General features: G+C 52.5%; 17 protein-coding genes and 1 tRNA gene. 9 read left to right on the forward strand and 9 right to left on the reverse strand.

Annotation, left to right across the window (positions count from 1 at the left end; all coding sequences use genetic code 11):
- Window positions 1–300 precede the first annotated feature (300 nt).
- Window positions 301–373 (reverse strand) — tRNA-Gly (locus J2I47_RS16795).
- 47 nt (window positions 374–420) lie between these two features.
- Window positions 421–990: a Uma2 family endonuclease gene (locus J2I47_RS16800; protein WP_207365745.1), complete on the reverse strand. Its 570-nt coding sequence runs from the start codon at window positions 988–990 to the stop codon at window positions 421–423.
- 219 nt (window positions 991–1,209) lie between these two features.
- Here J2I47_RS16800 and J2I47_RS16805 point away from each other — a divergent pair, with 219 nt between their 5' ends.
- The 4 genes from J2I47_RS16805 to J2I47_RS16820 all read left to right on the forward strand — a co-directional run bounded on the left by J2I47_RS16805 (window position 1,210) and on the right by J2I47_RS16820 (window position 5,474).
- Window positions 1,210–3,510 carry an ATP-dependent helicase gene (locus tag J2I47_RS16805; RefSeq protein WP_207365746.1) on the forward strand — a complete coding sequence of 767 codons (2,301 nt, stop codon included), beginning with the start codon at window positions 1,210–1,212 and terminating at the stop codon, window positions 3,508–3,510.
- 30 nt (window positions 3,511–3,540) lie between these two features.
- Entirely contained in the window at window positions 3,541–3,963 is a 423-nt protein-coding gene (gene ruvX / locus J2I47_RS16810; RefSeq protein ID WP_207365747.1) for a Holliday junction resolvase RuvX, read from the forward strand.
- A gap of 122 nt (window positions 3,964–4,085) precedes the next feature.
- On the forward strand, window positions 4,086–4,658 hold the full coding sequence (def, locus tag J2I47_RS16815; RefSeq protein WP_207365748.1) for a peptide deformylase: 573 nt from the start codon (window positions 4,086–4,088) through the stop codon (window positions 4,656–4,658).
- Window positions 4,659–4,664: 6 nt separating this feature from the next.
- Window positions 4,665–5,474, forward strand: a complete 810-nt coding sequence (locus tag J2I47_RS16820) for an amidohydrolase (RefSeq protein ID WP_207365749.1) — start codon at window positions 4,665–4,667, stop codon at window positions 5,472–5,474.
- Between the two features lie 9 nt (window positions 5,475–5,483).
- Here the strand turns inward: J2I47_RS16820 and J2I47_RS16825 are convergent, their stop codons facing one another.
- Entirely contained in the window at window positions 5,484–6,086 is a 603-nt protein-coding gene (locus J2I47_RS16825; RefSeq protein WP_207365750.1) for a DUF1684 domain-containing protein, read from the reverse strand.
- A gap of 290 nt (window positions 6,087–6,376) precedes the next feature.
- On the opposite strand from J2I47_RS16825, the gene J2I47_RS16830 reads away from it, so the two are divergent.
- A complete protein-coding gene (locus J2I47_RS16830; protein ID WP_207365751.1) occupies window positions 6,377–7,129 on the forward strand; it encodes a phytanoyl-CoA dioxygenase family protein in 753 nt (250 codons plus the stop codon).
- Between the two features lie 128 nt (window positions 7,130–7,257).
- Here J2I47_RS16830 and J2I47_RS16835 read toward each other — a convergent pair whose 3' ends face one another.
- Window positions 7,258–9,735: a ribonucleoside-diphosphate reductase subunit alpha gene (locus J2I47_RS16835; RefSeq protein WP_207365752.1), complete on the reverse strand. Its 2,478-nt coding sequence runs from the start codon at window positions 9,733–9,735 to the stop codon at window positions 7,258–7,260.
- A 568-nt stretch (window positions 9,736–10,303) separates the two neighbouring features.
- Between J2I47_RS16835 and J2I47_RS16840 the strand changes: the two genes are divergently transcribed.
- On the forward strand, window positions 10,304–10,558 hold the full coding sequence (locus J2I47_RS16840; protein WP_207365753.1) for a type B 50S ribosomal protein L31: 255 nt from the start codon (window positions 10,304–10,306) through the stop codon (window positions 10,556–10,558).
- Window positions 10,559–10,629: 71 nt separating this feature from the next.
- On the opposite strand, the gene J2I47_RS16845 is transcribed toward J2I47_RS16840, so the two are convergent.
- The 3 genes from J2I47_RS16845 to J2I47_RS16855 all read right to left on the reverse strand — a co-directional run bounded on the left by J2I47_RS16845 (window position 10,630) and on the right by J2I47_RS16855 (window position 14,517).
- Window positions 10,630–13,380 (reverse strand): valine--tRNA ligase, encoded by a 2,751-nt coding sequence (locus J2I47_RS16845; RefSeq protein ID WP_207365754.1) that lies wholly within the window; start codon window positions 13,378–13,380, stop codon window positions 10,630–10,632.
- Window positions 13,381–13,517: 137 nt separating this feature from the next.
- Window positions 13,518–13,694: a hypothetical protein gene (locus J2I47_RS16850; protein ID WP_207365755.1), complete on the reverse strand. Its 177-nt coding sequence runs from the start codon at window positions 13,692–13,694 to the stop codon at window positions 13,518–13,520.
- Between the two features lie 223 nt (window positions 13,695–13,917).
- The gene (locus tag J2I47_RS16855) at window positions 13,918–14,517 is read right to left on the reverse strand and encodes a YceI family protein (RefSeq protein WP_207365756.1); all 600 of its coding nucleotides are present in this window, start codon (window positions 14,515–14,517) and stop codon (window positions 13,918–13,920) included.
- A 212-nt stretch (window positions 14,518–14,729) separates the two neighbouring features.
- Here J2I47_RS16855 and J2I47_RS16860 point away from each other — a divergent pair, with 212 nt between their 5' ends.
- The 3 genes from J2I47_RS16860 to J2I47_RS16870 all read left to right on the forward strand — a co-directional run bounded on the left by J2I47_RS16860 (window position 14,730) and on the right by J2I47_RS16870 (window position 22,391).
- A complete protein-coding gene (locus J2I47_RS16860; RefSeq protein WP_207365757.1) occupies window positions 14,730–20,345 on the forward strand; it encodes an alpha-2-macroglobulin family protein in 5,616 nt (1,871 codons plus the stop codon).
- Window positions 20,346–20,486: 141 nt separating this feature from the next.
- The gene (locus J2I47_RS16865; protein ID WP_207365758.1) at window positions 20,487–21,773 is read left to right on the forward strand and encodes a hypothetical protein; all 1,287 of its coding nucleotides are present in this window, start codon (window positions 20,487–20,489) and stop codon (window positions 21,771–21,773) included.
- Between the two features lie 105 nt (window positions 21,774–21,878).
- Window positions 21,879–22,391, forward strand: a complete 513-nt coding sequence (locus J2I47_RS16870; RefSeq protein WP_207365759.1) for a gamma carbonic anhydrase family protein — start codon at window positions 21,879–21,881, stop codon at window positions 22,389–22,391.
- Here the strand turns inward: J2I47_RS16870 and J2I47_RS16875 are convergent.
- Both J2I47_RS16875 and thiL read right to left on the reverse strand, forming a co-directional pair.
- Window positions 22,388–23,410 (reverse strand): hypothetical protein, encoded by a 1,023-nt coding sequence (locus J2I47_RS16875; RefSeq protein WP_207365760.1) that lies wholly within the window; start codon window positions 23,408–23,410, stop codon window positions 22,388–22,390. The two genes, J2I47_RS16870 and J2I47_RS16875, sit on opposite strands and share 4 nt — an antisense overlap.
- Window positions 23,411–23,467: 57 nt before the next feature.
- Complete coding sequence (thiL, locus tag J2I47_RS16880) at window positions 23,468–24,490, reverse strand: thiamine-phosphate kinase (RefSeq protein ID WP_207365761.1); 1,023 nt, start codon at window positions 24,488–24,490, stop codon at window positions 23,468–23,470.
- Between the last annotated feature and the right edge of the window lie 9 nt (window positions 24,491–24,499).

Below are 24,499 nucleotides of genomic sequence, written 5' to 3' on the forward strand. Positions count from 1 at the left end.
ATATAAACCCAACGCAAGGCAGACGTACCGGGGAAAGCCCACCGCCCGCCGCACGCATCCGGCTTGAAAAGCGGCTAGAGCGCATATCAGGTACGCTTACAGCCAATATGGACTTACTGTTGGACTGGTAAGGAGGGAGCTTTCATTTCGTAGTTGTTGTATTCGCCTGACCTATAAACCTTTCACAAAGGGCAATGCTCATGTCTACAACTAACGCAAGGCATCAAGGTGTGTTAGTAAACGTGTTAGTAAAAATAAAAAAAGCCAGTTAGAATTTATCTAACTGGCTGATAATCAATGAGCGGGAAATGGGTCTCGAACCCACGGCCTGCAGCTTGGGAAGCTGCCGCTCTACCGACTGAGCTACTCCCGCTTGAGTAAGACAAATATACACGTTGCCATGCCTTTGTCAAGTGCCATTTACGCGAATAAATCGGCGACTACAAATTGCATATCAGGTACGACCGGAGCTGCTGAAATAACGTCCGTTCCTTTGTACCCCTGCGAGGCATCAGGCGAGTTGTAGACGTAAATTTTCTGGTTCTCAGGAATTACGTACCAGACAAGCTGCACACCCGCGTCGAAGTAATCCTGCACCTTGTCGAGTACGTCCTGATACGATTCAGAGTCAGAGAGAATTTCGATAGCAAAGCGCGTCTTCTGCCGTTCACCAGTACGGGTAGCTTCGATTTGCGCCAGGGTGTAATAGGCCAAATCAGGACGACGCTTACGGGTGTCGTCGATGTATGAATCCATTTCAGCAGCAAGTTCATCTCCTTGAGCATAGGCAGATGTCTGCGTAAAAAGCCGCGTCAAGAACTTGAGAATCAAAAATTCAGCTTGTTTCATTTCGTTTTTTTCAATGATTCGTCCACGAACGAATTCATAGCTTCCCTCTCCACCATACTGCCGCTCCCACTGCTCAAATTCGTCAACCGTTTTAAGCGTAGTAGGCAATGCCTCCGCTACGGGTTTTCCAACTGCTACCATGACGTTGTATGCTTGATTTCTAGTCAAATATACGTGTTTTAATGCCAGTAAGGGCCTGCTGAGGTGCTTTCTGTGGCCGTGTGCGCTGCCGCCAAACCGGGCAATTATTTCGTATTTTTGGGTGTTATAAAAGAGACGCTGGACGTTGGATTCCGGACGCTGAACTGCCGGCTGTCCAACATCTGATATCCAGCGTCGAACGTCTATAGATAGCCCAATATGATCGATTATATAGCTGGTTTGAACGAGCCACAACGCGAAGCAGTCACCCACGGCAACGGGCCGATGATGATTATCGCAGGAGCCGGTTCGGGAAAAACACGCGTGCTTACCTACCGCATTGCCCACCTGATTGCGCAGGGGGTTGATCCCTTTCGGATTCTGTCGCTGACGTTTACCAACAAGGCCGCCGGCGAGATGCGCCATCGGATCGAAAAGGTGATTGGTAATGAGGCCCGCAATATCTGGATGGGTACGTTCCACTCCGTCTTCGCCAAAATTCTGCGTATCGAAGCCAAAGCCCTGGGCTACACCAGCAACTTCTCCATCTACGACACCGATGACTCGAAATCGTTGCTGCGGGCTATCCTGCGCGAGATGGATCTGGACGATAAAGTGTACCGGGCCAACGCGGTTTTTAACCGGATTTCGAGCGCCAAAAACCGCCTTGTTGGGCCAGACGAGTACCTGATGAACCCCATTTTGCGGGCCGACGATGAGTCGGCAAGGATGCCGGAGGTGGGCCGAATTTATAAAGAATACGCCCGCCGTTGCTTCCAGGCCAACGCTATGGACTTCGACGATCTGCTATTCAATACCAACGTTCTCTTTCGCGACCATCCCGACATTCTGCACAAGTACCAGCACAAGTTTCAGCATGTACTGGTCGACGAGTTTCAGGATACGAACGTGTCGCAGTACCTCATCACGCGTAAGCTGGCGGCGGTGCATCAGAACATTGCCGTGGTGGGCGACGATGCGCAGAGTATCTACGCGTTCCGGGGGGCCAACATCGAAAACATCCTGAATTTTCAGAAGGACTACGGCAAAGACACGGTGAAAATCGTGAAGCTGGAACAGAACTACCGCTCTACCAACACCATTGTGCAGGCGGCCAACTCGGTCATTGCCCGCAACCGGAATCAACTGGAGAAGCGTGTCTTTACCGACAATGAAAACGGCCCGCTGATTGAAGTCATCAAAGCGTCGTCGGACAATGAAGAGGGCCGCATGGTGGCTACGAGCATTTTCGAGGCCAAAATGCAGCAGAACCTGCGCAACAACGACTTCGCCATTTTGTACCGGACCAACGCCCAGTCGCGTGCGTTTGAAGAGGCCCTGCGGAAGCTGAGCATCAAATACCGCATCATTGGGGGCCTGTCGTTCTACCAGCGCAAGGAGATCAAAGACCTTATTGCCTACCTGCGTTTTGCGGTTAACCAAAGCGACGAGGAAGCCTTCAAGCGGATTATTAACCTGCCCAAACGCGGCATCGGCGACACCACCGTTGCTAAGATCGCGGTGCTGGCGTCGGAAAAGAATATTCCGATCTGGGAGGTGGTGAGCAACATCACAGCGCACATTGCCGGGCGGGCCAGCGTGGCTATCGACCAGTTTTCCGACCTGATCAAGAGCTACATGCTGCTGCTTGACAAGAAAGATGCCTACGAGGTGGCCTCGCACGTGGCCAAGACGTCGGGCATTTTGAAGGAGTTGTATGAAGACAAAACCGTAGAGGGCCTGGCGCGCTACGAAAACGTGCAGGAATTGCTGAACGCCATCAAGGAGTTTGTCGATAACCCCGATAACGAAGACAAGAGCCTCAGTTCATTCCTGCAAACGGTATCGCTGCTCACCACCGCCGACGAAAAAGAAGACGATGGCGACAACGACAAGGTAACAATGATGACCATCCACGCCGCTAAAGGCCTGGAATTCAAGAACGTACACATTGTGGGGTTGGAGGAAGATCTCTTCCCTAGCCAGATGATGCTGGAAAGCCGTGCTGACCTGGAAGAAGAGCGGCGGCTGTTTTACGTGGCTATCACCCGCGCCGAAAAACGCCTGACGTTCTCCTTCGCCGAGAGCCGCTACCACTACGGCAGGCTGAAAATCTGCGAACCCAGCCGGTTTTTGATGGAGGTCGACCAGTCGTTTCTGACGATGAGCAAGACGGTGACGCCTCCCAAGCCGCGTTTCAAAGGCGATGACACCTACGCTAGCCGCAACAAAGACGAAATGCCTTCGGCGGGGTCTATGAACTTCGTGCGGTCATTGGCGCAAAAGACAGCCCAGCGGCAGATTCCCCCCGTCACGGTCACGCATACGCCCTCGGCTGATTTTGCGCCAAGCAACACATCCGCACTGGCAGCGGGGATGAAGGTGGAGCATGCCAAATTCGGTTTCGGCACGGTGAAATCCCTCGACGAAAACGGCACCGAACGCAAAGCCATCATTCAGTTCGACGTGGTGGGCGAGAAGACATTGCTACTCAGCTTCGCCAAGTTGCGGATTATCTGAACCGGGTTCACCCGTACCTTTGCACCCGATATGGCGCGATTAGTAGCAATTGATTACGGAAACAAACGGACCGGCCTGGCTGTGACTGACCCCCTGCAACTCATTGCTACGGCCCTGGAAACGGTGCCCACTCACACCCTCCTCGACCGGCTCAAGGCTTACGTAGCTGCCGAACCCGTAGAAGGTTTCGTAGTAGGCTGGCCCACCAACACCGACGGCACCGACACCCACACCACGGCACCCGTGCGGGGGCTGATCAAAAAGTTGAAAACGATGTTCCCCGAACAGACCGTTCATCAGCACGACGAACGGTTTACCTCGCGTATGGCGTTGCAGTCTATGATTGCGGGGGGAACCTCAAAGAAAGACCGACGCGAGAAAGGCAATATCGACATGGTGAGTGCCACCATCATTCTCCAGTCATTCATGGAAAGCAAAACCAATGTACAATGAACAATGAATAATGTACAATGCGGTCCGACGGGTCGGCTTCGCGCTCGGACATCTACAACGCGAAGCCGACCCGTCGGACCGCATTGTACATTATTCATTGTTCATTGTACATTCATTAAAGTATGATTCTCCCAATAGTAGCCTACGGCGACCCAGTGTTGCGGAAAAAGGCCAAAGCGATTGAAAAAGGGTCGCTCGACGTGAAAAAGTTGAGCGACGATATGTTCGAAACCATGTACGCCGCCTCAGGTGTGGGCCTTGCCGCTCCCCAGATCGGGCAGAGCGTCAGGCTATTTGTCGTTGACGGCCAACCCTTCACGGAAGGAGAAAAAGAAGAAGACATTGATCCCACGTTGGTAGGTTTCAAAAAGGTATTTGTCAACGCCGAAATCATTGACGAGGACGGTGATGAGTGGGCGTTTGAGGAAGGCTGCCTGAGTATCCCCGGCATCCGCAACGATGTGTACCGTCCCGAAAAAGTCACCATCAAATACGTCGACGAAGACTGGAACGAGCACGAAGAAACCTACGAAGGCACCGCCGCCCGGATTATTCAGCACGAATATGACCATATCGAAGGCAAACTTTTCACCGATTACATGTCGCCGCTGAAACGCCAACTCCTCAAAAAGCGCCTCGCCGAGATCACTAAGGGCAACGTGGATGTAGAGTACAAGATGCGGTTTCCAAAATAGTCCCCTATGAACATTACCCTCCTTCAGACCGCCTTGCATTGGCACGACCCCGTGGCGAACCGCGCTATGCTGGAGGAGAGCATCTTTACCCTCCCTCACCCTACCGACCTCATTGTGTTGCCCGAAATGTTCACTACGGGCTTCACTATGGACGCTGCCGCCGTAGCCGAACCCATGAACCTGACCACGTTCCGGTGGCTGCGGCAAATGGCCGAGCAGACCAATGCGGCCATTACGGGTAGCTACGTGGTGCAGGAGGGGAATGCGGCAGGAAAGCAGTTTTACAACCGCCTGATCTGGATGGAACCCGACGGGCAATGGGCGTCTTACGACAAGCGACACCTGTTCCGCATGGCGGGTGAAGACAAAATTTATACGGCTGGCAGTCAGCGACTTGTGCGCGAATGGCGGGGCTGGTGCATCTGTCCGTTGGTGTGCTATGATCTTCGTTTCCCCGTCTGGAGCCGCAACCACGTCCACCCCAACGGCGCGCTGGATTATGACCTGCTGCTCTACGTAGCCAACTGGCCTGCCCCCCGCCAAACTGCCTGGGACACACTCTTACAGGCCCGCGCCATCGAAAACCTAAGCTACGTAGCGGGCATTAACCGCATTGGCACCGATGGCAACCGAGACGCCGGACCGGGGCACTCCTACAGCGGCGGCACTGCCCTGATCGATTTTAAGGGAGAAATCCTGTTCCGGCAATACGATACCGAGGTAGTTCATCAGCAAACTCTTTCGCTGGAGAGCCTGCATGCCTTCCGCACCAAGTTCCCCGCCTATTTGGATGCAGATGGGTTTACGCTTCTGTGAGGCTGGGGGTTAATGCACCCTGCCGTAATTTAGCTCACCAGCCAATACTCTGACCGCCAGCTTATTACTGGCTGGGGGAATGGGACATGAATACCCCTCGCCGTAAGCACAGTAAGGGTTATAAGCCTTATTGAAATCGAGCACCAGTTTATCGTTTTTGATCTCCCCCATCCGCAGGTCGAGATAGCGGCCACCGCCGTAGGTTTCCCCTCCGGTGGTGCCATCTTTGAAGGGCAGAAACAAATAGTCACGGTACAGGGGGTTGTTGGCCAGGGCCAGGCTACGGTACACCACCAACGTTTGTGGCTGCCCATTCAGCACAAATGAGAGTTGCGCATACGACACTTGCTCGCTGGTTTGGCCCGTATGCGTGGGCATGGCAATGGGCTTGGCTTTGGGCGTTCGTAGCACCGTAGCCACCACCCGGTAGGCTGAATCGGGCGCGTAGAACCGCAACAGCGACACCGCTTCCTGTGTCTTCAACGGACTCCCGCCCGAAGCCAGAAATTCAGCCCGATATGCCTGTCGATGTTTTTCAATGTGCTGATCATAAGTCGTTTGCGCTAACGTCAGCGAAGATTGTAAGGTGAACAGGATAGTTAATAAGCGCATGATAACTGGAAAAATAGTCGATCCTTAAGACGTCGTGCAACTAACGGGCCAGTACATTGCCGGATAACCCATAAAAATAGGAATAGCCTACAGATGGGCTAGCTGTTGGACAGCCTTTGGCCGTATCCAGCTATACCCCGCCATCTGCAAACCCATTTTGAACCGCTCCTCACCCGATAGGCTTATGATCAGCCGTTCGTGCAGTTTTACCATATCTTGAGATGTATCGTTTATGGGAGTAGGTTACACAACAGAGGTAAATTCTATCAACTACGTGGTAAACTTGCAGTATGAACGACCATGCAAAAGCTGAATTGGCACAAAAGGGTTTCACTATTGTTCCAAACGTTTTTTCTACCTCTCAACTTAACGAACTAGCTAAAACTATTGATGCGTTAAGTATGCACAGCCCAAACATCCGGCAATCTATGGATGTCTTTGCTATTAGAAATTTGCTTCAGGAAGTGCCTTCGTTGCCTCAATTGCTTTGGCAAGGGTCATTTAACATCCTGCTTGATAAATTGATTGGTTACTACTATCATGCTGTTAAAGGCATCTATTTTAATAAGCCTGCCGGATCTAACTGGATCGTGCCATGGCATCAGGATCTACAAATTTCCGTTGACCGGCAAGAAAATGTCTACGGCTGGACGAATTGGACAAATCGCCATGGGCAGTGGAGTGTGCAGCCTTCAGCTTATTATCTGAACCAGATCTATACCGTCCGCATTCATCTCGACGATTGCGATGAAACTAACGGCGCATTGAAAGTACTCGTCGGTAGCCATAAACAAGGGATCTTGGCTGATCCTGACATACAGGCATTAGACAAAACGAAAGCCGTTATCTGCAACGTACCCAAAGGGGGGCTATTAGTTATGCGTCCTTTACTGGTTCATGCCTCTGCGAAAAGCACCAGTTCTGCTAACCGCCGCGTTATCCACCTTGAACTGACACAAAGCCACTTACCTAAAGGTCTCCAATGGCGAGAATTTTCCCACCGGTGGACAAAAATGGATGCTACCAACAACCATCTAAGTTAGACAACAGTAGAGTCGAAAAAACACTTGGGACGCCCTCCCAGGCCTTGAGTCAATACGATCTGATTACTATGTTAAACTCCCGACCCTGTTGCCAGAATCGGGAGTTTAATCTATTCTATATCAATTTATTACGAGCCGCACATTTCGCAACCTTCGGGGTTGTCGAGCGAGCATTGCATGGCAGCGTAGGCTAGTTCGGCTTCAGACACCTGCGGGGCCGAAGCTGCGGCCTGGGCGGCGTGTTCCTTGGCGTAACCTACGTAGTCGAGGGGAACTTCAACGGGGGCAGTTTCGGCGAGGGCGGGCTGGAGTTGCGCTTCGGCTTGCGGCTGCACCACGGTAAACTTCACGGCGTCGGTGGCGGCTTTGGTGCGGAGGTAGTACATACCCGTTTTCAGGCCTGCTTTCCAGGCGTAGAAGTGCATCGACGTCAGCTTGCCGAAGTTGGAATCCTGCAAGTGGATGTTCAGCGACTGCGACTGGCAGATGTACGCGCCCCGGTCGGCGGCCATGTCGATGATGTGCTTCTGCTTGATCTCCCAGACCGTTTTGTATAGGTCTTTTAGGTGCTGCGGAATGTTCGGAATTTGCTGAATTGAGCCGTTGGCAATGATGAGGTTGTTTTTCATGGCATCGTTCCAGAGGCCCAGCTTCACCAGGTCACGCAGCAGGTGCTTGTTCACCACTACAAACTCACCCGACAGCACGCGACGGGTGTAGATGTTGCTCGTGTATGGCTCAAAGCACTCGTTATTGCCCAGAATCTGGCTTGTTGAAGCGGTCGGCATGGGGGCCAGCAGCAGTGAGTTACGTACCCCATGCTCCATCACCTGCTTACGCAGACCGTCCCAGTCCCAACGATTCGACTTGGGTGTAACGCCCCACATATCGAACTGGAATTGCCCCTGCGAGATGGGTGAGCCTTTCCAGGTTTCGTAGGGACCGTGTTTTTTAGCCAGTTCCAGCGAAGCGGTCATAGCCCCGAAGTAGATGGTCTCGAAGATGTCTTCGTTCAGGCGGCGGGCTTCCTCGCTTTCAAACGGCATCCGGAGCATGATAAACGCGTCGGCCAGGCCCTGTACTCCCAAGCCGATGGGCCGGTGACGCATGTTGCTGCGGCGGGCTTCTTCAACGGGGTAATAGTTGAGGTCGATAATCTTGTTCAGGTTGCGCGTGGCCGTCTGCGTTACCTCATACAACTTCTGATGGTCGAACCGCAGTACGCCGTCGTTGCCTTTGGTAATGAATTTCGGCAGGGCCAGGCTCGCCAGGTTACACACCGCCACTTCGTCGGGCGAGGTGTATTCCATGATCTCGGTGCAGAGGTTGCTCGACTTGATCGTGCCGAGGTTTTTCTGATTCGATTTCCGGTTGGCGGCGTCTTTATAGAGCATGTAGGGCGTACCGGTTTCGGTTTGACTCTCCAGAATCTCCAGCCACAGTTCCTGCGCTTTCACCGTGCGGCGGGCGCGGCCCTCGCGCTCATAGCGGGTGTATAAAGCTTCGAACTCGTCGCCATAGCAGTCGCTCAGGCCAGGGCACTCGTGGGGGCAGAACAGGCTCCATACATCGTTTTCCTCCACCCGCTTCATAAACAGATCGGGCGTCCAGAGGGCGTAGAAGAGGTCACGGGCACGGTTTTCTTCCTTGCCGTGGTTCTTCTTCATTTGCAGGAAGTCGAAAATATCGGCGTGCCAGGGTTCCAGATACACCGCAAACGAGCCTTTGCGCTTGCCACCGCCCTGATCTACGTAGCGGGCTGTGTCGTTGAATACGCGCAACATTGGAATGATGCCGTTTGAGGTACCGTTGGTGCCTTTGATGTAGGTGCCCGTAGCCCGGATGTTGTGGATGCTCAGGCCGATGCCCCCCGCCGACTGCGAGATTTTGGCGGTCTGTTTCAGCGTGTCGTAAATGCCTTCGATACTGTCATCTTTCATGGTCAGCAAGAAGCACGAACTCATCTGTGGCTTAGGCGTACCGGCGTTGAACAGCGTAGGCGTAGCGTGCGTGAACCACTTCTCGCTCAACAGATTATAGGTTTCAATGGCCGCGTCGATATCGTCCATATGAATGCCCACGGCTACGCGCATCAGCATGTGCTGCGGACGCTCGGCAATACGCCCTTCCATTTTCAGGAGGTACGATTTCTCCAGTGTTTTATAGCCGAAGTAGTCATAGCCATAATCGCGGTCATAAATCACCGTCGAGTCGAGGATGGCGGCATTCTCCCGGATAATCTCGTACACTTCTTTCGAGATCAACGACGCATTTTCGCCCGTTTTGGGGTCAATGTAATTGTAGAGCCGTTTGATCGTGCCCGAAAACGACTTGTTGGTTTCCTTGTGCAGGTTGGAAATAGCCACCCGCGCTGCCAGAATAGCGTAGTCGGGGTGACGGGTAGTCATTGACGCGGCCGTCTCGGCGGCGAGGTTGTCGAGCTCGGTGGTGTTAACGCCGTCGTAGAGGCCGTTAACCACTTTCATCGCTACTTCAACGGGTTGCACGTAGGCGGGATCGAGGCCATAGCATAGTTTCTCGATACGGGCCGTGATTTTGTCAAATTTGACCGACTCCCGGCGGCCATCTCGCTTAATTACATACATGATGTGTTGATTGGGTTAGCGTATGCGTTAGTACTTGTTAAGTGACGGTGTATGGGGATTACTGTAACTGTTTATGGGCAACACTTAACTATATATAACCAATTGATAGTCACTGGCTTATAGCATGAGCTGTTTGCAGGCCCGGTGCTGGTATGTTCTTAAAGTAGACGTAATTAAGCTCGAAAGGTTCGCCCTTAATTCGATTTCGTTGAAAAGTGAAAGTACCGTATACGCCTACTATGATGGTTGTTGGCTGATGCCAAAGCACTTACAAAAAAGCCTACGTGAACCGGGGCCTGAGAAATATACTATTTCATAAAAACAGCAACGCCCATTGACGAAAGGACACGTGCGACAGGTTGGTGATGAGGTTGGTGGAACGATACCAAAATAGCAATTTAATAGTCGAAAATGCCAGCTTGGACGCCCGATTTTCGGGTGTTTTGTTAGGTAATGGTTAAATCGCTGACAATGAGCAACGGAGGCTTGGCAGACCCAAAAAAGGGTCGTACTTTTGCAGTCCTTTTCGGTCGGAAACCGAAATCAGGCAGATAATCAGATAGATACAATGAAAAAGGGCATTCACCCGGAGTACCGTGACGTGGTATTCCACGACCTGTCGGCCGACTACAAATTTTTGACCCGGTCAACGGTTCAAACCAAAGACACTATCGAGTACGAAGGCCAGACTTACCCCCTGGTAAAGGTGGAAGTTAGTTCGCAGTCGCACCCGTTTTACACGGGTAAGAACGTACTGCTCGACACGGCCGGTCGTATCGACAAGTTCCGTAAGAAGTACGGCAACAAAGAAGCGGGTGCTTAGCAGCGTCTGTCTTCACAAAAAAGGCTCAACCTGCACAGGTTGAGCCTTTTTTGTGCCGTTAAACTTAGGGTCTATTGGTCTGACCTTAACTTCCGTAACGTCTCTTGCAGGGCGGCGATTTTGGCGTCGGCATCGGCGATTTTTTGGCGTTCGCGTTCAACTACTTCGGGTTTGGCGTTGGCGACGAACTTTTCGTTACTCAGCTTTTTCATCACCGAATCGCGGAAACCGGTTTGATAATCGAGGTCTTTTTGAGCGTTGGCAATTTCTACGGCTACATCCAACTCGTCGGCGAGGTCGATGTAGAATTCGTCTGTTTTGATCAGAAACGAGGTGGCGTTGTCGGGCTTCTCCTGTACGTAGTTGATCGAGGCTATGTCCCTCATAAAAAGGGTCGAGGTCGCGTTGTCGGGTTCCTGCTGTATGTATTTGATCGAAGCCGTATGCGCCGTTTTCGTAATCAGTCCTTCGAGTGCGGCGAAACGTTGGGGCGTTTCAGTACGAATAGAGAGCGGTAGTTTAGCCTTCGGGGCAATCTGTTTGGTGTTCCGAATATTGCGGATGTTACTAATGATTGCGAACAACAATTCGAAATCGGAGAGTATTTGCGCGTCAAAGGACTGAGCCATTGGGAATGGTGCCACGCAGAGGCTTTCGCCGGGTTGGCGCTCCCGGATTTCCTGCCAAATCTCTTCGGTGATAAACGGCATGAATGGGTGTGCTAGGGCCATTAACCGCTCGAAGAGATTAATCGTGGTGTCATACGTTTCGCGGTCAATCGGTTCCGATGTACCAGCCTCGGCGTTATAGGCAGGCTTAATCAACTCAAGGTATTGCGAACAGAAATCATCCCAAATGAGCTTATAGATGCTCTGGAGGGCATCCGAGATACGGAATTTGCCCAAATGGTCTTCGATTTCCAGCAGGGTAACGTTCAGCTTGGCCTTAAACCAATTGGTTGCTAACAAGTTGTTGTCAGATCCAGTATTTAGGGTATTTAACGTTCGTTGCGCAGTTTTTTCATCACTCACCGTCCAGCCGCTTACCAGCCGGTAGGCGTTCCAGATCTTGTTGCAGAAATTGCGGCCCTGTTCGCAGAGTTTTTCATCGAAGGGCAGGTCATTACCGGCGGGTGAGCTAAAGAGCATGCCCGTGCGAACGCCGTCGGCACCGTATTGGTCGATGAGGTCAAGCGGGTCGGGCGAGTTACCCAGCGACTTCGACATTTTGCGGCCCTGCTTGTCGCGCACGATACCGGTGAGGTACACATTTTTGAACGGTTCCTGCCCCCGGTACTCATAGCCGGCAACGATCATCCGCGCCACCCAGAAAAACAGAATTTCGGGGGCCGTTACCAGATCATTGGTGGGGTAGTAGTAGTTGATCTCTTCGTTGTCCGGGTTGCGGATACCGTCGAACACCGAAATGGGCCACAACCACGACGAAAACCAGGTATCGAGCACGTCTTCATCCTGCGTCAGATCGGCTTCGGTCATAGCAAAGAGCAGCTTTTCGTGTTGCACCTTGCGCAGCGCCTCGCGCTTGTTTTTAGCCACGATGATGGTGCCGTCCTGCATGTAAAACGCTGGAATTTGCTGTCCCCACCACAGTTGGCGGCTGATGCACCAGTCGCGGGGGGCCTCCATCCAGGAGCGGTACATATTCTTGAATTTGGGCGGCACCAGTTGCACCACATCCTCCATAACCGCCTTCAGGGCTGGTTTGGCCAGGTCTTCCATTTTCAAAAACCACTGCAACGACAGCTTTGGCTCAATCACGGCGTTGGTGCGTTCCGAGAAACCCACGTTGGAGGTGTACTCTTCGGTTTTTTCCAGATTGCCGCTTTCCTCCAGCATTTTTACAATAGCCTTCCGAGCCGCAAACCGGTCCATCCCGACGAGGATCTGCGCTTTTTCGTTTAGCGTACCGTCGTCGGCCAGGAGGTCAATAACGGGCAGGTTGTGTTTAATGCCAAGCTCATAGTCGTTAGGGTCATGGGCGGGGGTAACTTTCAGGCCACCCGTACCGAAATCCATCGTCACGTATTCGTCCAAGATAACCGGTATGTCTCTGTTAATCAACGGAATACGTACCCGCTTGCCGTGCAGGTGCTTATACCGCTCGTCGTTGGGGTTCACGGCCACGGCAGCATCAGCCATGATGGTTTCTGGCCGAACGGTGGCGATGGTGATAGAATCAGTCTGACCCTCTACCACCTCATACTTAATGTAATACAGCTTTTGCTGGACTTCTTTGGTGATAACCTCTTCGTCGGAAACGGCGGTTTTGCCCTGAGGGTCCCAGTTTACCATGCGTACACCCCGGTAAATCTGACCTTTGTTGTAGAGGTCTACAAAAACGTCTATCACCGACTCATAGAGAGCAGGGTCCATAGTGAAGCGGGTGCGGTCCCAATCGCAGGAGGCGCCGATTTTGCGAAGCTGCTGGAGAATAATACCGCCGTACTTCTCTTTCCATTCCCAGGCGTAGGCCAGAAATTCGTCGCGGCTGAGGTCTTTTTTCGAAATGCCCCGCTCCTTCAACATGGCTACTACTTTGGCCTCGGTAGCAATGCTGGCATGGTCGGTGCCAGGCACCCAACAGGCGTTTTTCCCCTCCATCCGCGCCTTGCGAATCAGCACGTCCTGGATGGTATTGTTGAGCATATGACCCATGTGCAGCACGCCCGTTACGTTGGGCGGCGGAATCACGATGGTGTAAGGTTCTCGCTCGTCGGGGGTGGAGGTAAACAGCTTATTATCAAGCCAATACTGATACCATTTGGCTTCAATTTCTTGAGGGGAATACGTCTTCGCAATCATGCAGTCAGCGCGGCAGAGGCCGATTTAAGGCTGCAAAAATACGAAAGGAGTGGCAGTAGGCAGTGGCGGTAAGCAATGCTGACGTGTAAGTAGCTTCGGGTGTCAACCCTGCTTACTGCTACTTCTTTCTTACGCCTTCACATAAATAGCCTGTTCATCATGGGTGGAGGACGACCATTTGAGCCACCCATCGGCAGACCAAAACCACCGGGGTCACCATATTCTGAGTAGCTGCCAGCCGCATCGCAGTGCCAGATATCGACAAACGCACCCGGTAGCGGGCGATATTGGTCATTTACATTCAGAATCTCCATTAGGATAGCCAGGGGCTTACCTGCCCGGTCTGAAACAATATTCTGAACTGCAAAGAGGGCCCGTTTCTTTGTAGGAAACGGGCCCTCTTCGCCATACGAAGTTTCCTCGCAAGCAGGCATGGCTGGTTCCTGCGGCGCTACACTCGCCTTTACCACGCCAGAAAAGGCAACGCAAGGCCACCCATGGCAACCTTGCGCAGAAAATTCGAGTCTCGAACTATCGCTACTTCTTCTCAGCAGTCGTTGCTTCCTGCTTCACAAATTCGCCGTTGGCTTTCAGTTCTACTTCATCGCTCACAACAGCCACGGGGATCGTGCCTATTGCGAAATCTGACCGCTTGATAGTGCCGTTGATCTTCAATCCGGCCTTTTCCTGTTTGCCACGGGGGTTTTCCATCACGACGGGTCCTGTCAGTACGGCATCCAGTGTAATGGGTTTGGTAATGCCATGCATAGTCAGGTTACCCATCACCTTGTATTTCTTGCCTTCCACCTTTTGGAACGACGTACTCTTGAAGGTCAGCGTCGGGAATTTGGCCACATCAAAATACTTGTCGCTCTTCAGATCTCCGTCGCGGCGGTCATTTTCGGTGTTAATTGAACTCACGTCGGCAGTGAGGTCAATTACAGCGTCGGAGAGATCAGGCTTATTAGCTGTCATCTTGGCGTCGAACGTTTTGAAGTTGCCATCAACTTCCGACAGTAATAAGTGCGTTACGGTGAAACCAACGCGTGAATGGGCTTTGTCGGCATTCCAGGTAGTTTGTGCGTAAGTAGCTGATACCGTGAGTAGAGCGGCAATGGAAAGCAAGGTAGTTTTCATATGGTTTTTGAGGTTTTTACCAAAGTAAACTACGTGTTCATACACGAAAAGTCAAATCAAGTGCCGAGATAGAGCCGATTTGTGCCGACGTAATCTCCTTGATTTCTAGACTATTGCCCATGACAGGCCACCGCTCAGTCACTCACGTAGTACCTGTGTATAAATGCCTCTGAATTATGTGTTAATTGGTCGGTCTTAACCCATCGTCTTCCATGCTCCTTCCTGCCTCCGCCCGTTTGCTTTCCCTGGTGTTGCTGTGCCTGCTCCTGACCCAATGCGCCCACCTTTCGAATACCGTGCAGGTAACGGGCCGCAACTTTGGCGAGGAAATTCAACAGGCTCAGAACCTCACTTTCTCGTTCAACAAAAACGTTGGCCCAACAACAAGCAACTGGGAATCAACACCCTACATTACCTTTAAACCCGCTATTGCCGGCAAATTCCGGTGGACGTCGCCAAGCGAGCTGGTCTTTTCGCCCGAAACCACCTTCGACCCGGCTACGAACTATCGCGCCGAACTAACGAACAACATTATTAAGGCAGCACCCGACAAAGGGCTGTCGGTGTCGGGCGAGGAGATTGCCTTTCACACGCCTTACTTACAACTGGCAAGCACCGAGACCTGGTGGACACGCGACCGCGACGGGGGAAAACCCGTGGCTAAATCGCGGCTGGTGTTTAACTACGACTTACCCGCCGCCGAGGTCAGCACGCGTCTACAAATACAGTCAGACAAGCAGAAGCTAATCACGGGTAGTATTCAGGCGGGCCAGGCCGGGTCTGCACTTATGTCGGGTACTAACGGGGGCTTGGTTGTGACCCTGCCCGACGCCCCATCTGAGGCCAATGAAAGCCCCCTTTCGGTACACCTCGACAAAGGCCTAAAAGTGCCGGGCACGGCCTACGAAAGCAAGGACGCTATTGAGCAAACGACTACACTACCCACACCCAAACGGCTTGAAATCAGCGATGTACAAACGGGGTATTCGGCAAAGAAGGGGTTCATCCGCGTAGCTACCACGCAGGCGTTACAGAGCGAAAACCTGAGCCAATATTATACCATCCAGCCCGCGGTGCAGACCACTGCCGAGCTGACCGAAAATGGCCTGCTGATTCGCGGCGATTTCAACGAAACCGATACCTACGTGCTTACACTCACCACGGCCATGCGTGGGGTGCTGGGTCCGAAACTGGCCGAAGCCGTTTCGCGCGATGTATTTTTTGGGCAGATGCCCGCCGGACTGGAGTTCGCTCAGAAAAAGGCCCTGTACCTGTCCTCAAAGGGGTCGCGCAACGTGGGGCTAACCATTACCAACGTGCCCAAAGTACAGGTAAGAATTGCCCGTTTATATGAAAACAACATACTGCAATACCTGAAAAACTTCCGATACGAAGAGTACACAGATGGCGGCGAGGCCAATGGCGCCTATGCATACAGCAACGACCAAAGTCAGGATCTGAGCCAGATTCTGGTCGATAAACTGGTCGAAACAGGTGATTTGCCTAAAGTGCGGGGTACATCGGCTTTGAACCTGTCTATTCCGGATGCGGGGCCAACGCAGACAGGCAAACCTTTGCGTGGAGCGTATCTGGTGTCGGTTCAATCAGAAGAGCAGGTCTACGTGTCGGCCACACAACTAGTATCCGTGTCGGACATTGGGCTGATTGTGCGGAAGTCAGCCGACGACATATTGGTATGGGCCAACTCCATTCAGACCACCGATGCGCTTAGTGGCGTGGAGGTATCGCTGGTGAGCAGCAACAATCAGACAGTGTATACGCTGAAAACAGATAGCGACGGATTTGCACGGTTCGAGAAAGTAGCCGAAAAAGCACCCGGCTTCACCATTGCCATGCTCACTGCCCGGCAGGGTGGCGAGGCCGAACTGGGCGACTTCAATTTTTTGTATTTGGCTGATACCGAGGTTGAAACGTCACGGTTTGATGTCGACGGCAAACGCAACAGCGCGGCGGGCATCGACGCGTTCATCTACGGCGACCGCAACATCTACCGCCCCGGCGAAACGATTCACCTGAACACGATTCTACGCAAAGCTGCCGCACAAAATGTTGGTGCTATTCCATTGGTCATCAAGATTTTACTACCCAACGGCAATGAGTATCAGCAGCTTCGCCAAACCACCAACGAGCAGGGAGCCGTAACCGCCGATATCCCCGTTGACCCCGCCGCCGTAACGGGCAGCTATACCGTGGAGGTCTACGACGGCAATAATTCGCTCCTGGCCTCGAAGGCACTAAGCATTGAAGAGTTCATTCCCGACCGCATCAAAGTCGACGTGAAAACCGACCGCGACGGGTACAAATCGGGGCAGACGATTATGCTCTCGGCCACGGCGCAAAACCTGTTTGGTCCACCCGCCGCTGACCGCGCCTACGAAGCCGAGTTGCAATTAAAACGCAAAGAGTTTTCGCCCAAAGGCTACGCCGACTACACCTTCACGATCCCGTCGGCTCAACAGGTGCCGGGCCAGCCAGCTCCCGGCACGTTCGAGAAAGTGCTGCGGCAGGGACGTACCAACGGGACCGGGCAGTTTACCGAAACCTTCGACATTCCTGCCACCTACCACGATATGGGGCTGCTGGACGGCAAATTGTTCATCACCGTTTTCGACGAAAATGGCCGCCCCGTCAATCGGCTGCGGCGGTTCGAAGTGCAAACGCAGGACGTACTTTTTGGCATTCGCATGGCCGATAACTACCTGACAACCAACACGCCACTAGCCGTAGAAGTAGTTGGCCTGAATGCCGCTGGGATACCTCAGAACGCCTCGGCGCAGGTGCAGGTAGTCCGGTTCGACTACCAGACGGTAATGGAGAAACAAGAGGGCGGCAGCATTAAATACAACACCAAACGTCGCGAGAAAGTCGTGTATACCAACGTGCTGAAGCTATCGGGCAAACCCATACAGTTCAACTACGTTCCCACGGTGTCGGGCGAGTATGAAGTACGCGTGCGGCGCCCTAACCAACCTGCCGATGCCGCCATGGGTGTGTTGGGCTACACCGCCGCCGACTTTTATGCCTATGGCTATGGCAGCACTACGGCCTCCTCGTTTGCGGTAAGCACGGAAGGGCAGGTACTGATGGAATTTGATAAGCCAACTTACGAAACCGGTGGCAAGGTAAACGTCTTGTTTAAAGCACCCTTCAATGGCAAGATGCTGGTGACGGTGGAACGTAACAACGTACTGGAACAGAAGTGGTTGACGGTAGAAAACAAAGCCGCGCAGTGGTCTTTTTCCGTAGAAGAAGACCATCTGCCCAACGTTTATGTCACGGCCACGCTCATCCGCGCCATGGACGGCACCGACCTGCCGCTTACTGTAGCTCATGGTTTTGCGCCCGTCATTGTCAAAGACGCCGACACGCAGTTGCCCGTAACGATTGAGGCCGTGGCGACGTCATTCTCCAAGACAAAACAGACCATCCGGGTCAAAACCGCCCGCAACGCCCAGGTAACCGTGGCGGTTGTTGATGAGGGTATTCTGCAACTCAAAAACGACAAAACGCCCGACCCGCACGGCTTCTTTTTCCAAAAACGCGCCCTGGAAGTACAGGCCTACGACGGCTATGCCCTACTCTACCCCGAACTCATGTTCCGCAACCGGTCAAGTTCTGGCGGGGATGGGTACGACCTGGAAAAGCGCGTTAATCCACTGAGCAATAAGCGTGTACAATTAGTGGCACTTTGGAGCGGTATACTAAAAACGGGCTTTTCGGGCGAGGCCGAGTTTATGGTTGACATTCCGCAGTTTTCGGGCTCGTTGCGCGTGATGGCCGTGGCCTGGAAAGATAACGCGTTTGGGTCTGCCGAGAAAAATATGATCGTCTCCGACCCGGTTGTCATCAGCGCAGGCGTGCCCCGGTTCCTCTCTCCCGGCGATGAGCTTACCTTGCCCGTAACGCTAAATAACACCACTAGAAACGCAGCAGGCCTCACGGCTACAGTCAGTGTAGGTGGGCCATTGGAGGTTGTCACCGGCACTGTGCCCTCCCCCACCGTAACCGATTCGACGGGGGCTGTGGTAGCTACGCCAAACGCGGGAGCCACCACGCCTGCTACCCAAAAACTGACCGTTGCCGCTGGCCGTGAAAGCCGGGTGACGTACCGCATCCGGTCGACGGGGGGCGTAGGGCCGGGTCATATTACGGTGACAGTGAACGCGATGGGCAAAAATTATGTGGAGCGCACCGACATCACCGTACGGCCCGCCGCGCCGTTGCAAAAGACTACTGTGGCAGGTGTGGTAGCGGGTGGACGGACACAAACGATCTCGCTCACTGGTAATTTTTTACCCGGCACTACGCGCAATAGCCTCACGATCAGCCGGTCGCCAGTGGTGCAGCAAGCCAAAACACTAACATATCTGCTGGGGTACCCCTACGGGTGCACGGAACAAACGATCTCGAAAGCCTTCCCGCAACTGTATTTTGCTGACCTTACACGGTCGGTGCAAAAAGCTAATGTGTACACCGTCAGCCAGGGAGATTCGGATTTTAACCCCGCTACCAACGTGGGGGCGGCGCTGCGACAAATCGACAGTCGGCAGTTATACAACGGCGGCATTACGCTCTGGTCGGGGCAAAACACCGAAGACCCCTGGGCCACAGCCTATGCCCTCCACTTTATGACCGAAGCCGCCAAAGCCGGGTTCGAAGTGCGGGCTGAATCGCAGAGCAAAGCCATCGACCGACTGACCACGCTGACAAGCAACCCGGCCCTGGAGCGCGAGTCTGTTTTCGACGAAACCGGGGGCCGCACCGACCGTAGCGTAGCCAGCCGCACTACCATCTATGGCCTCTATGTCCTGGCCAACGCGGGCAAGCCCAACCGCGCCGCCATGAGCTACTACAAAGACGCCGCCGACAAGCTACTCTCCACCGACGAACGTTATCTCCTGGCTACTGCCTACGCCCGGCTCGGTGACGAAAAAAACAGTAACGTCCTGCTGCCTAAACAGTATTTGCTGACGACCGGTGAACGGCAAACAGGCGGAAGCTATTCATCACCCATTCGGAATATTGCCCTGGTGTTGAGCACATTAGTTGATGCCGACCCCGACAATTTGCAGGTGCCCACGCTGGCCCGGCAACTGAATACGGTGGTGCAGCAAAGTCCATATCTGAACACACAGGAGGCCGCGTTTGCGTTTTTGGCGCTGGGCAAGTTGGCCCGGCAGAACGCGGGCAGCACCGCCACGGCCACGCTCACGGGCGGGGGCAAGAGCTTGGGCAGCTTCACGGGTGAGGACTTGTTGCTGCGTCGACTACCTACCAATCAACCCCTTACGCTGACCGCCAAAGGCACTGGCAGCCTGTATTATTTTGGACAGAGTGAGGGCGTACCCAACAGTGGCAGTGTGCCTGACGAAGATCGGGGGCTCACCATTCGTCGCGCGTTTTTGACCCGCGACGGTGCCCCCATGAGCCGGTTTAAACAAAATGATCTGGTGGTGGTGAAGCTGACATTGACTAGCAGCACCGGCTTACCCGTTGACAACGTGGTCATCACCGATTTACTTCCGGCAGGTTTTGAAATCGAGAACCCACGGTTGGTGAGTCAGGCAAAAGATGGCGACGGTCGGGATTTGAGTTGGGCCAAAGATGCCAGTACCCCCGATCATTTTGATGTCCGCGACGATCGAATCAACTATTTCACCTCAGCAGGTCAAACCCCGAAAACGTTTTACTACCTGGTACGGGCGGTGTCGCGGGGCAATTTTATCCTTGGTCCTGCTTCCGCCGATGCCATGTATAACCCTGAATTGCGAAGCTATCATGGAGCCGGAAAATTGCGGGTTGAGTAATAGGCAATTTATTCTACAGTTTATGTAGAATCCTACGGGCGGCACAATCAAAAATAGGCCCTCAGAGGCTGTAAATGGCGTTGGCACCAATTTTGGGCAGTGTACTAGTTGACATTTATTTCAACTAAAAACATCAACGTCATGAAACGCAATATATGGGTTGTGGGTGCTATGTTGGCTGCCATTACCAGTCTATCCTCCTGCGCAACGGTAGAAGGGTGGCTTTACAAAGATGACAACCAGGCCCGCCGGTCGTCATCAACGACCTCACAACGACGTAGTGACCGGGACCGGTCGTCGGATAATGAGGGCCGGGGTTTGTTTTCAAATCGTAACCGTAGTGACCGGTATGACAATGACGATCAGCGTGACGACCGCAGCAGCCTGTCGCGTCGTGATCGGGGCGGTTCATATAACAACCCGTACTCGTCAGATCGAAACAGGAACTCATACAACGACCGATACTCGTCGAACCGGGATAGCGATTCCTACAACAATCCATACAGCAGTTCCAATAGCCGTTATTCGTCAAGTAACAGCCGCCGGGCAACTGATTCAAACAGTTATGACCGGCAATCGGATCGGTATAACACGCAAGACCCCGGCTACAGCGACCAAACGTACAGCAGCAACGACGGCTATAATGACCGTGTCTACCGCAACAATAGCCAAAGCTATAATGACCGGAATTACAATAGCCGTAATTACAACGACCGGAATAGTCAGCGATCAGATGATTATAACGGGCGGACAGCAAACGACCGAATGTCGAATGACTACGGCTATAATGGGCAGAACTACGATGTAGACGATAGCAACCGGTACAACAGCAACCGGAACGATGGAACCCAGCAACGGTACGACTCCTATGGTAACCGAAACATGAGCAATGGCTCAGGCTATGACAGCTATAATGGCCGTTCATCGGGTTCACAACCAGGTATGATGGGCTCTGGCCGCGATTCCTATGCTACTGATAACAGTCGTCAGCTGGGCGATTCGAGCACAACCAGTAGCTCATCTTCATCAGGTAACGCGTCAATGGGAATGAACGGTCGGTCATACGGTAGCGATCGCAGGCAGGAGATGAACAGCAGCGGCCGTATGGGTGGTAGTGGCAATGACCGCTTTTCGAATGACAGGCAAGACCTGCTGGCGCAAATCGACGAATCGATCACCAAGATCGATAAGCAGATGGATGGCCTAAAAAGCGCAGCATCTAACGAAAATCGCAACGCTCGTAAACAACGGGAAGATACCCAGAAAAACCTTCAGGAGCAACGTCGACAGTTGACCGACCAGGCTTATAAAGTGCAGCGCTCATCCGAAAGCGATTTCCGTCAGATTCGGCGGGAAACAAATCGCATTATTGACAACGTTGACGATGTCATGGACAAAATGACGCCTGATACAAACTCAAAAAAATAAGAGATCAGCTTTTAGCATGCGGCGGCACTGACATAGGTTGGTGCCGCCTTTTTGTTTGGTTTAGCCAGGTGGCGTGAAGAGATTTACGGTGAAAATAACCTTACTATGGCCCTCATTCGATCCGTCCGCGGTGTTGCTCCCCAATTTGATGCATCCTGTTGGTTTGCTGAAAACGCCACTATAGTTGGCGACGTAACCATGGGCCGCGATTGCACCGTCTGGTTTAATGCCGTGGTGCGCGGCGACGTGAACCGTATTACCATTGGTGAACGGTGCAATATCCAGGATGGGGCTGTCATTCACTGCACCTACCAAAAATATGCTACTACCATTGGGAGTTATGTGTCTATTGCTCACAATGCAATCGTGCATGGCTGCACACTGGAAGACCGGGTGTTAATTGGCATGGGGGCCATCGTCATGGATGGTGCAGTGGTGGGCACCGGCTCTATCATTGCCGCCGGAGCTATTGTAACGCAACATACCATTGTTCCGCCGGGCAGCATCTACGCCGGCAATCCTGCCCGACACCTCAAAGCTGTCTCACCCGAACAGGCCGAAATTTTCATGCGCACTGCAGACAATTACGTACTATACGCCAGTTGGTTTCGTGACTAGCTACGCCCAACTAACCGCTTGGCAAATCCCACAGTATGTATTGCCATCAGCCATGCGTTGCGTTTTGCGTAATCCCATTTAGTGCTAAGCCACACGTTAGCACCAAATTTCGCTTTCCTGGGGTACGTAGCGTCAATATATTCGCGGGCATGTTGCTCTGAGAGCCAATAACGCTCGGCCTTGCCATAAGCTGCGCTTCCCGAGCCACTATCGTCGAAAGCCGCATGAGTGAGGTATTCTTCCAGTACTATATGCTGAAACCGGAATCCACGATTAAACATATCGTGAAAAAAAACAGTAGCCATATCAGCTCCTCGCCAACCCCCACCATAACAACCTACATCGCCTATAGGTAAAGTGTTGGCGCGGTAGATGTCAATATTGATAAGCGCACAGTATTCATTAAGCCGACACTCTGGTAAAGGATGGACGCGGCCAGACTCAATCACTTCAATATCGAGTGCCTTACGAAGCGTGTTATTATCTCTATGTAATGCAATGGCCTCCTGTTTAGAAGGTACATATTGGCGCATTGTAGTTGAAGTACAGCGTTTCGTATAGAACATAGAGGCCGGACAGCTCCAACATTGGCCTATTGAGCCAATACCTGTTAGTCCAGGGTCCCGGTCGTAGATAGCCAGCATATCACCAATCATATCGCGGTGAAAAAGCAGGTCATTATGGATAACACATAAGTAAGGCTTATCCGTCTTCTCTAACGCATACTGAAACATGATACTCTGACGATACCTCTCGTCGGTTCGTGTCCGTTCGACGTCATGAGTATCAGGAGCCAGGAAATAGGTAGGCCGGTGAATAACGAACTCTACTGGATCCTCTTTAAAATAATCAATTATTTTATGCAACCCACCCCAGTCATTGTGAGGTTGCTGGTACTCATAGGATAAATAAATTTTATCGATATGTTGCCGACTTTGATCAAGAAGCGTTTTTATGGCCACAATCGTATTATATGGTTTACCATAAATGATAACCGCTACATCAACACGTTTTGTCATGGTAGAATACTAATCAATGGACTATAATTTCCCGCAAAGCTAAACTAAGATCGCCTATCACTGACTCCAGCCCTGCGCCTGAATAGGGGTTTGCTGCCCAGCTTTAGTGGCTAGCATAATCTGATCGGGTGTATTGGTCATGTAGCCAATAGCTGTGATACGACTATGGTTTTTTAGCTTCTCAAACATTTGAGGTGGCACCGTAAAGAGCAGTTCATAGTCTTCTCCGCCGTTCAATGCCGCTGTTAGTGGACTAATCTTAAATTCTTCTGCGGCTAAATAAGTCTGATCATCGATGGGTATGTTTTCATCGAAAATGACCGCGCCGGTGCCGGATTGGGTGCAGAGGTGAAGCAGGTCAGACGCAAGCCCATCTGAGAGATCAATCATTGCAGTGGGCAACACATCGAGGTCACGTAATTCATGAACCATATCCGTACGGGCATCAGGACGAAGTTGCCGCCCAATCAGGTAGGCCCGTTCCTCCGACAAAGCTGGTTGCATGTCGGGATTAGCCAGATATTCCTGCTTTTCACGTTCCAGCAATTGCAGACCCAGGTAAGCCGCACCTAGGTCGCCCGTTACACAAATCACATCGTTGGGTTTGGCGGTATTTCGGTATGTGATCTTGTTTTGTGCTACTTGACCTACTACCGAAATGGCGATGACCAGGCCCGATCGCGATGTGGTCGTGTCTCCACCTACCAGATCGACATTATACGCCTCACATGCGGCTTGGATGCCAGCATACAATTCATCAACGGCTTCGACCGTGAAACGGCTGCTTAGGCCCAAACCTACCGTTAATTGTGTAGGTAAACCGTTCATAGCCGCAATATCCGATACGTTGACGGCCACAGCTTTGAAACCTAAATGCCGCAGAGGCACATAGGTAAGATCGAAGTGAATACCTTCTATAAGTAAATCGGTGGTAAGCAGGCCGATGATTTGGTCGTTGAGGGTAAAAACCGCAGCGTCATCGCCAATACCACGCAGGGTACTGGGTTGCTTTGGGGCGGGGGTATTCTGCTGAATGCGCTGAATAAGGCCGCGTTCGCCAAGTGTCTGGAGAGGTGTCATAAAAAAAGC

Origin of the sequence: Fibrella rubiginis (genome assembly GCF_017353185.1) — a bacterium.
In the GTDB taxonomy this organism is placed as follows: domain Bacteria; phylum Bacteroidota; class Bacteroidia; order Cytophagales; family Spirosomataceae; genus Fibrella; species Fibrella rubiginis.